Origin of the sequence: Nocardioides sp. (assembly GCF_036503465.1) — a bacterium.
Classification (GTDB): Bacteria; Actinomycetota; Actinomycetes; order Propionibacteriales; family Nocardioidaceae; genus Nocardioides.
Genome location: NZ_DASXWU010000058.1, coordinates 40752 through 48590, shown reverse-complemented (window position 1 = coordinate 48590; position 7839 = coordinate 40752). Strand labels below are relative to the sequence as shown.

Here is a 7839-nt window from a genome sequence, read left to right as displayed (position 1 = left end):
TGCTGATCGCGACCGGGAAGGTCCAGATCTTCCCCGGTGGTTGAGATGACAGCCGGGCTATCCCGCCAGCCCGTACAGCCGGTCGCCCGCGTCGCCCAGACCCGGCACGATGTAGCCCTTCTCGTTCAGCTTCTCGTCCATTGCCGCCGTGACGACGGTGACGGGCACGTCCAGGCCCTCGAGCTCCTGCTCCAGTCGCCGGCAGCCCTCGGGTGCGGCGAGCAGGCAGATTGCGGTGATGTCATCGGCGCCGCGATCGGTCAGGAACCTGATCGCCGCGGCGAGCGTGCCACCCGTCGCGAGCATCGGGTCGAGCACGTAGCACTGCCGCCCCGCGAGGTCGTCGGGCAACCGCTCGGCGTATGTCGAGGCCTGCAGCGTCTCCTCGTTGCGCATCATCCCGAGGAACCCGACCTCCGCGGTCGGCAGGAGCTTCATCATCCCCTCGAGCATCCCGAGGCCGGCCCGGAGGATGGGGACCACCATCGGCTGCGGCGACGAGAGCCGAACGCCGGTGGTCGGCGCCACCGGTGTCGTGATCTCGAACGGCTCGACGCGGACGTCGCGGGTCGCCTCGTAGGCCAGCAGGGTGACCAGCTGGTCGACCAGCCGCCGGAACGTCGGCGAGTCCGTCCGCTCGTCGCGCAGGGCTGTGAGCTTGTGGGCGACGAGCGGGTGGTCGACGACGATCGTGCGCATGGCCCGCACCCTAAAGCAGGTGATGACGCAGGCGGGAGCGTGGGCGGGAACAGGGTTGGCACGGCCAGACGCCTCTGTCACCCTGGATATGTCCTGCTGCTCCACGTGCGGCCCCGTGCCGCTCCCAGGTGATCGGAGGTGGCCATGAGCGAACAGATCGAGGGGATCGACTTCGCGGTGGCCGCCTTTCGTGAGGAGGGCGTCTGGCAGGTCGTCGAGCTGGCGCACGACGTGCTCAGCGACGTCCCCAGCCTCTCCGCCGCGCTGCGCCGGTTCCCCGGTGACGGCGGGGCGATCGGCATGGTCGCGATCGACGAGGACTTCTTCGTGATCGTCCGTGTCGCCGGGCCGTCGGTCCGCATCCTGCTCTCCGACATCACCGCCGCCGAGGAGTGGGAGCTCGCCAGCTCGGCCGTCGACGAGCTCGGACTGCCCGAGCCCGAGGACGAGGACGAGCAGGCACCCGCCGGAGACCTCGACCTTCTCGGCGACCTCGGGATGGCCGCCATGGACATGGGCGTGCTGCTCGACGACTTCGACCTCTACCCCGACGAGATGCTCTCCGACGTGGCGCGCCGGCTCGGCTTCGGTCCGCTGTTCGACGAGGCCGTCGGTCTCACCTCGGCCTGAGCAGCCGGCGACCGAGCGAACCCATCCGTGGCCGATCCGGTGAGCGTGCCTGCCGTCGTGTACGACGTGGCCATGCGCGCAGCACTCGACGAGGCCCGCCTGGCCCCCGGTTCCGGGGACGTCCCGATCGGTGCCGTGGTGCTCGACGCCTCCGGCTCGGTGATCGGCCGCGGGCACAACGTCCGCGAGCGGGACGGCGACCCGACGGGCCACGCCGAGCTGGTCGCGGTACGACGTGCCGCCCAGGCATCGGGGGAGTGGCGGCTCTCCGGCTGCACCCTCGTGGTGACCCTCGAGCCGTGCACGATGTGTGCCGGCGCGGTCGTGCTCTCGCGCCTGGATCGCCTGGTGTTCGGGGTCTACGACCCCAAGGCGGGCGCCGTCGGCTCGCTCTGGGACGTGGTCCGCGATCGTCGTCTCAACCACCGTCCGGAGGTGGTCGGTGGCGTCCTCGCCGAGGAGTGCTCGGCCCTGCTGGACGATTTCTTCGCCCATCGACGCCTCGGGTAGCCTCTCCGGCGGTGGCGTGTCCGAGCGGCCTAAGGAGAACGCCTCGAAAGCGTTTGTGGGCGCAAGTCCACCGCGGGTTCAAATCCCGCCGCCACCGCCACATGCCTCGAAGTCCGCCCACCTCAGTGGCCTGCGCGCGTCCCGCCGTCCGACGTTGACGAGACGCCCGAGGACCCGGACACCCCCTGGGAGAGCGCCCCGCGGCCTCAGGGGGGATAGGTGGCCGCGGGGGCGCAGCGCCGCTGCACGGGATCCCAGGCGCCACAGGGGTAACGGCTGAGGCGCGGAAAGGTGACGGGTCCGGCGCCAGCCGTCACCAGCTCTCACGGGTGCCGACCCGCCACGCCCAGACTCCGATGCGACGATGACCGGGTGGACCGTGCCGACATCGAGGACGCCGCGCGCCGCATCCACGGCCACGTCCGGCGTACGCCGGTCCAGGTCGTCGACGCCGACGACCCGTGGCTGCCCAGCGGCGGCTGCCTGAAGCTCGAGCTGCTCCAGCACACCGGGACCTTCAAGCCCCGAGGCGCGTTCAACCGGATCCTGTCCGGCCGCGAGCGCGGCGAGCTCGACCCCGAGACCGGGATCGTCGTGGCCTCGGGCGGCAATGCCGGGCTCGCGAACGCCTACGCCGCCGCGTCGGCCGGCGTCCCGGCAACCGTCTTCGTGCCGACCACGGCGTCGCCCACCAAGCTCCGGCGGCTGCACGAGTACGGCGCGACCGTGGTGGCGCGCGGGACCGAGTACGCCGACGCTTATGACGCGGCGATGGAGCACGTGGCCGACACCGGAGCGGTGTACTGCCACGCCTACGACCAGCCCGAGATCTGCGCCGGCGCCGGCACGCTGGGTCTCGAGCTCCTCGAGCAGCTGGCGGAGGTTCACCGCGCGGTGGACACCGTGCTGGTCGCAGTAGGCGGGGGCGGGTTGATGTCGGGGATCGCCACCGCAGTCGAAGGTACGGCGCGGGTGGTCGCCGTCGAGCCCGTCACCGCGCCGACCCTGCACGAGGCGCTGGCCGCGGGACAGCCGGTGGACGTCGCGGTCTCCGGCGTCGCCGCCGACTCACTCGGTGCCCGCCGGGTGGGTGCCATCGCATGGGACGTGGCCCGTCGGGCCGACGTCGCGAGCGTGCTGGTCGGCGACGAGGCGATCCTCGACGCGCGCCGGCTCGTCTGGGAGCGCTACCGACTGGTGCTCGAGGCCGGGGCCGCCGCTCCGGTGGCAGCCCTGCTCGCCGGCGCCTACCGCCCGGCCGACGGGGAACGGGTCGCGATCGTTCTCTGCGGCGCCAACTCCGACCCCTCCGACCTCGCGCCCCCACCGCCGACGTAGGTAACCCCCACCTCCTCTTGAGCGCACGCTCAAACTGCACTACCCTGCAGTTGAGCGATCGCTCAATCTCGGACGCCGAGAGGCGCGTCATGACCACCCAGGACAAGCTGCTCGATGCCGCAGCCGCGGCCCTGGCAGAGGACGGCGTCGTGGGCGTGTCGGCCAGGACCGTCGCAGCGCGGGCCGATGTCAACCAAGCACTCGTCTTCTACCACTTCGGCAGCGTCGCCGGTCTGCTCGATGCGGCGGTACGCCGGTCGGTCGACCTGGCGGTCGCGTCGTACCGCGACCGGTTCGCAGACGTCACCACGCTGGGCGAGCTGTTGACGGTCGGACGCGACCTGCACCAGGCGGAGCGGCGGGCCGGGAACGTCCTCCAGATGGCGCAGGTGCTGGCCGGCGCGCAGCGCGACGAGACGCTCGCCGGCGCCGGCCGCTATGCCTTGGACCGCTGGTGCGCGGAGGTGGAGGCCGTGCTGACCCGCGTGCTGCCGGCCACGCCCCTGGCCGGACTGGTGGATCCGGCCGGCCTGGCGCGCGCCGTCGCCGCGGGCTTCGTCGGGATCGAGCTGTACGACGGCGTCGACGCCGACGCGGCCTCGTCGGCCCTGGCGTCGCTGGACGCGGTCGGCGCGCTGGTCTCGGCGCTCGACGGTCTGCCGCCCGTCGCGGTTCGCGCCGTCCGCGGTCGCGCACGGCGGGCCATGAGGCGCGCAGAAGCGGCCCGTAGGGGTGTGTCGTGAAGGCGGACGGCGACTCGTTCCGCGCGTTCCTCGGGTGGTGCGTCGCCGGTGCCGGCGGATGCTTCGGCGTCCTCTCCCTGCTCTCCGTCGGGCCCTTCGTCCTGCTGGGCACCCTGTTCCTCTGCGCCTGGCTGCTGTGGGTGTTCGACTTCGGGTGGGCCATGGGAGGGCTGTTGTCCGGCGCGGCCCTTCCGTTGCTCTACCTCGCCTGGCTCAACCGCGACGGGCCCGGCGAGGTCTGCACGACCACACCCACGAGCCAGAGCTGCGGTGAGCAGTCGAACCCGTGGTTCTTGCTCGTCGCCGCGTTCGTGCTCATGGTCGCCGGGATCGCCGTGTTCGCCAGGCGGCGCCGCGGGTGACCCTGTCTACGCTGGCGCGATGAGCGTGCGCGTGGAGCAGGACGGCCCGGTCACCACGGTCACCATCGTTCGCCCGGAGGCGCGCAACGCCGTCGACCGAGCCACGGCCGCGGCGCTGGCAGATGCGTTCCGGACCTTCGACGCAGACCGGTCCCAGAGCGTCGCGGTGCTCACCGGCGCGGGCGGCACGTTCTGCGCCGGTGCCGACCTGACATCGTTCGACAACCGCGTGGAACCCGACGGCGACGGACCGATGGGTCCGACCCGGATGCGCCTGGACAAGCCCGTCATCGCGGCCGTCGAGGGGTACGCCGTGGCGGGCGGGCTCGAGCTCGCGATCTGGTGCGACCTCCGGGTGGCGGCGGAGAACTCGACGTTCGGGGTGTTCTGCCGGCGCTGGGGTGTGCCGCTGGTCGACGGCGGCACGGTGCGGCTGCCGCGACTGATCGGCGCCGGCAGGGCGATGGACCTGGTCCTCACCGGCCGCCCGGTCGGCGCGTCGGAGGCCGAGCGGATCGGTCTGGTCGACCGCGTGGTCCCGGCCGGACAGGCGCTGGTCGCCGCGCGGGGACTTGCCCGCGAGCTGGCGGCGTTCCCCCAGGACTGCCTGCGCAACGACCGCTCGAGTCTCCTCGACCGGCAGGGACTCCGGGAGGATCAGGCGATCGCGCGTGAGCTGGAGCTCGGGCTGCGGTCGCTCGCGGCCGGCGCGGCCGAGGGCGCGGCGCGCTTCGGTGAGGGAGAGGGGCGGCACGGGGCGTTCTGAGTCCGCCTCGCGAGCACGGGGATCGCACCGGGAGAGGTAGCCCCGCTCCACCAGCGGCCGACGGCGACGCGGATGTCCGCGCCCTCGAACCCGTCATCGGCTGATCTGGAAGACCTGGCTCGTGGCGCCGCCGGCCGAGCCGAGGAAACCGTGCGCCCGCAGGCTGGCCAGCTGCTCGCGGACCGATGCGTCCGTCGACGCATCGGCTGCGGCCGCGCCGCGGACGTAGTGCTGCAGATCGTGGTTGCCGGCGATCGACGTCTCGTGGTCGTCGAACTGCATGGTCACCTGCTGGACGGAGTCGGCGTTGTCGCGGCCGTCGAGGAGGGGGACGAGGTCGCCTCGGTTCTCCAGGGAGAGCACGTGCGTGCCGGGTGGATACTGGTGGAGACCGCCGATCGGCGACCCGGCGGTGACGACGTGCGTGACGTCGAAGCCCGAGCCGTGGGCGAGCAACGACGCGGCCTCCATCCCGCCGAGGCTGTGCCCGACCAGCAGCACCGGGTCGTGGCGTCCGATGCCGGCCTCCTTCATCGCCTCCTCGATGCCGGTGGCGTACGTCGAGCGGTCGCCGGCGATCACCCGGAGGTCGGCCGGGAGGTCGCGCACGTCCTCGTCATGGCTCCACGGGGTCGTGGTCAGGTCGTCGGTGCCGGGCAGGTAGACGACGTGCCGGACCGTGCCGTCGGCCGCGTGCAGCGTCTGGATCTCGACGGTCCCCTGGTCGCCGGGACGGTCGTGCGGGGAGAGTCGGTTGGTCTCGTCGAGATGTCGGATCAGGCCGGCCAGGTCGTCCGGCGGGGTCTGGCCGAGCGGAACGTGGAGGTCGCCGCGGCGCCGTACCCGGGGCGGACCCTCCGCGGGGTACAGCCCGGCGAGGTCCGAGGCCGCGTCGGCCAGGGTCGGGTGGAAGGGCCCGATCCCGGCCAGCAACCGCACCAGCGGCACACCGGTCAGGAGCCCGTCCAGGAGCCCGCCGCTCCCGTCCACGGCGTGCTGCACCGCCTCGGGATGCTCGTCCGCCCACTCCTCGAGGGGGTCGCCGAGGCGACGGCGAGTGCTGTCCGGTAGGTGCTGCCACACCGGGACGGCGACCATGCCGAGCAGGAGGAGCTCCGGCGCCACCGCGGACAGGGCGCAGCCCAGGTCGTGCCCGACGATGTAGTCCAACGCCTGGAACGACCTCGCCACGAGCCGGTCGGACTCCTGGTAGGCCGTCACGGTCGCCCGCACCAGGACGGCGTCGGCCTCGTAGACGACCGACGCCTCCACGACACCGTGGAGGCCGGACGTCGCGTCGACCACCTGGGCCTCCGCCTCGGCGAACGTCACCGGCGACAGCGGTGCGGACTCGAGCAGGTCCGGATCGGTGAGCACCCGGGCGTCCGCACCGGCGTGCTCGCGCAGGTGGTCGCCGGCGGCGTCGAAGCGGTCGGCCAGCGCCCGCACCGCGGCGTACGTCGCGGCCAGCCCGGCGACGCCGCCGGTGACCCGCGTGATCGGAGGGATGATCGGAGGGGTGATCGGTGGCGTGGTCATCGGCCCGCCTCCGCCGCCCAGCGTGCGACCTCGGGCGCGATGTCCTCGGGGCGTCGGCGCTCGACCCGCACCATCGGCCTCGCCGCCGGTCCGCACCGCTCGAGGTACGGCGTGAGGGCGCGCCAGCCGTCGGCCCGGAGCACCCACGAGACCCAGCCGATGCGCCGTCGGCCCGGCAGGATCCCGACGATCCGCAGCCTGCCCACGGTCTCGTCGTGGAGCCGGCGCAGGGGCGCACCCAGGCTCGGCTCCGCACGCGCGACCAGCTCGTCGTACACGTCGGGTCGCTGCTCGGCGAGCGCCCGGCCGGTCGCGACGACGAGGTCCCAGGGCAGGGCGGGCTCGCGCTCCGGCGGCGCCGGTGTCGTCGGTGGCTCGGTGCAGCCCGGCACGCGGCCGACGCGATCGAGGTCGTCCCGCCAGTCGGGTGGGGTCACCCGCCGCATCTCGACCCGGCCGTCGAGCACGGTCACGACGTTCACGGTGCCGGCGAGCAACGCGTACCGGGATCGGAGCCGGGCGCTCGTCCCGCCGCGGCCTACGACCCGGTCGACGTCGACGACGAGATCCGGGGTGCTCATGCCGACCCACCACCGCACGGGAGGTGCACATCGAGCCAGGCCCGGCTGCCGTGGGGTGGCGGTTCGAAGTGGCCGGCCCAGTGCTCGACGGCGTCCGGGAGCACGTGGCCGAGCAGGCCGGCGACCCCGCTCGCGGCGGACTCCAGGAGCCTGACCGCGCGGTGCTCGATCGCCGCGATCAGGTCCTTCAGGTATTCGACCTCGCGGGCGTGACGGTCGAGGGCGTCCGCGGCCGTGTCGTGCGCGTCGGCGGATGACCTGAGCCGGGTTGCGTGGTCGCGGGCCAGCCGCCGCATCGCGTCGGCGGCCAGGCCCGTCCACGGCACCGCCTCGGCCCGGCCGGCCAGCTCGTCCGCCTCGGCCCGGATGTCTCCGGCGCGCTCACGCATCCCGCGGGCCAGGCCCCGGATCACCGAGGTGTCGCCGTACATCGTCCTGCTCCTTCCCGGCGGCCCCCGAGTGCCGCCGTGGAGCAAGGCCTGCCCGGACGGCGTACGCCGCAAACGCCCGGTCGAGGCGGCTGTGGAAGAGCGCCGGTCGGCAGGCCAGGACAGGCCGTGGATCGCTCCGTCGAGCGCGTCCAGATGTCTCGCCCACGCGCTCGATCACGTCGCGTGTGCGCTGCCGCTGCGACTTCGTCATGTCCGTACGTTCCGATGGGCGTCGCCGGT

10 protein-coding genes and 1 tRNA gene are annotated in these 7839 nt (G+C 73.2%); 7 read left to right on the top strand and 4 right to left on the bottom strand.

Annotation, left to right across the window (positions count from 1 at the left end; all coding sequences use genetic code 11):
- Positions 1–57: 57 nt before the first annotated feature.
- Positions 58–699, bottom strand: a complete 642-nt coding sequence (gene upp / locus VGK78_RS11550; RefSeq protein WP_331527780.1) for a uracil phosphoribosyltransferase — start codon at positions 697–699, stop codon at positions 58–60.
- 144 nt (positions 700–843) lie between these two features.
- On the opposite strand from upp, the gene VGK78_RS11545 reads away from it, so the two are divergent.
- The 7 genes from VGK78_RS11545 (at position 844) to VGK78_RS11515 (ending at position 5048) form a co-directional block, all read left to right on the top strand.
- A complete protein-coding gene (locus VGK78_RS11545) occupies positions 844–1329 on the top strand; it encodes a tRNA adenosine deaminase-associated protein (RefSeq protein WP_331527779.1) in 486 nt (161 codons plus the stop codon).
- A gap of 72 nt (positions 1330–1401) precedes the next feature.
- Positions 1402–1839 (top strand): tRNA adenosine(34) deaminase TadA, encoded by a 438-nt coding sequence (gene tadA, locus VGK78_RS11540; RefSeq protein ID WP_331527782.1) that lies wholly within the window; start codon positions 1402–1404, stop codon positions 1837–1839.
- 10 nt (positions 1840–1849) lie between these two features.
- Positions 1850–1939, top strand: a tRNA-Ser gene (locus tag VGK78_RS11535).
- A 272-nt stretch (positions 1940–2211) separates the two neighbouring features.
- A complete protein-coding gene (locus VGK78_RS11530) occupies positions 2212–3177 on the top strand; it encodes a threonine/serine dehydratase (protein WP_331527778.1) in 966 nt (321 codons plus the stop codon).
- A gap of 89 nt (positions 3178–3266) precedes the next feature.
- A complete protein-coding gene (locus VGK78_RS11525; RefSeq protein WP_331527777.1) occupies positions 3267–3920 on the top strand; it encodes a TetR/AcrR family transcriptional regulator in 654 nt (217 codons plus the stop codon).
- Positions 3917–4282 (top strand): LPXTG cell wall anchor domain-containing protein, encoded by a 366-nt coding sequence (locus VGK78_RS11520; RefSeq protein WP_331527776.1) that lies wholly within the window; start codon positions 3917–3919, stop codon positions 4280–4282. Before VGK78_RS11525 ends, VGK78_RS11520 begins: the two co-directional genes overlap by 4 nt.
- Positions 4283–4301: 19 nt before the next feature.
- Entirely contained in the window at positions 4302–5048 is a 747-nt protein-coding gene (locus VGK78_RS11515; protein WP_331527775.1) for a crotonase/enoyl-CoA hydratase family protein, read from the top strand.
- Positions 5049–5141: 93 nt separating this feature from the next.
- On the opposite strand, the gene VGK78_RS11510 is transcribed toward VGK78_RS11515, so the two are convergent.
- The 3 genes from VGK78_RS11510 to VGK78_RS11500 are packed head-to-tail and all read right to left on the bottom strand — an operon-like array spanning position 5142 to position 7599.
- Entirely contained in the window at positions 5142–6587 is a 1446-nt protein-coding gene (locus VGK78_RS11510) for a hypothetical protein (RefSeq protein ID WP_331527774.1), read from the bottom strand.
- Positions 6584–7168, bottom strand: a complete 585-nt coding sequence (locus VGK78_RS11505; protein WP_331527773.1) for a hypothetical protein — start codon at positions 7166–7168, stop codon at positions 6584–6586. Before VGK78_RS11505 ends, VGK78_RS11510 begins: the two co-directional genes overlap by 4 nt.
- A complete protein-coding gene (locus tag VGK78_RS11500) occupies positions 7165–7599 on the bottom strand; it encodes a hypothetical protein (RefSeq protein ID WP_331527772.1) in 435 nt (144 codons plus the stop codon). Before VGK78_RS11500 ends, VGK78_RS11505 begins: the two co-directional genes overlap by 4 nt.
- Between the last annotated feature and the right edge of the window lie 240 nt (positions 7600–7839).

Coding starts and splice junctions, on each gene's coding strand:
- VGK78_RS11545 (WP_331527779.1), top strand. CDS start 844: ATGAGCGAACAGATCGAGGGGATCGACTTCGCGGTGGCCGCCTTTCGT.
- VGK78_RS11505 (WP_331527773.1), bottom strand. CDS start 7,168: ATGAGCACCCCGGATCTCGTCGTCGACGTCGACCGGGTCGTAGGCCGC.
- upp (WP_331527780.1), bottom strand. CDS start 699: ATGCGCACGATCGTCGTCGACCACCCGCTCGTCGCCCACAAGCTCACA.
- tadA (WP_331527782.1), top strand. CDS start 1,402: ATGCGCGCAGCACTCGACGAGGCCCGCCTGGCCCCCGGTTCCGGGGAC.
- VGK78_RS11525 (WP_331527777.1), top strand. CDS start 3,267: ATGACCACCCAGGACAAGCTGCTCGATGCCGCAGCCGCGGCCCTGGCA.
- VGK78_RS11500 (WP_331527772.1), bottom strand. CDS start 7,599: ATGTACGGCGACACCTCGGTGATCCGGGGCCTGGCCCGCGGGATGCGT.
- VGK78_RS11515 (WP_331527775.1), top strand. CDS start 4,302: ATGAGCGTGCGCGTGGAGCAGGACGGCCCGGTCACCACGGTCACCATC.
- VGK78_RS11510 (WP_331527774.1), bottom strand. CDS start 6,587: ATGACCACGCCACCGATCACCCCTCCGATCATCCCTCCGATCACGCGG.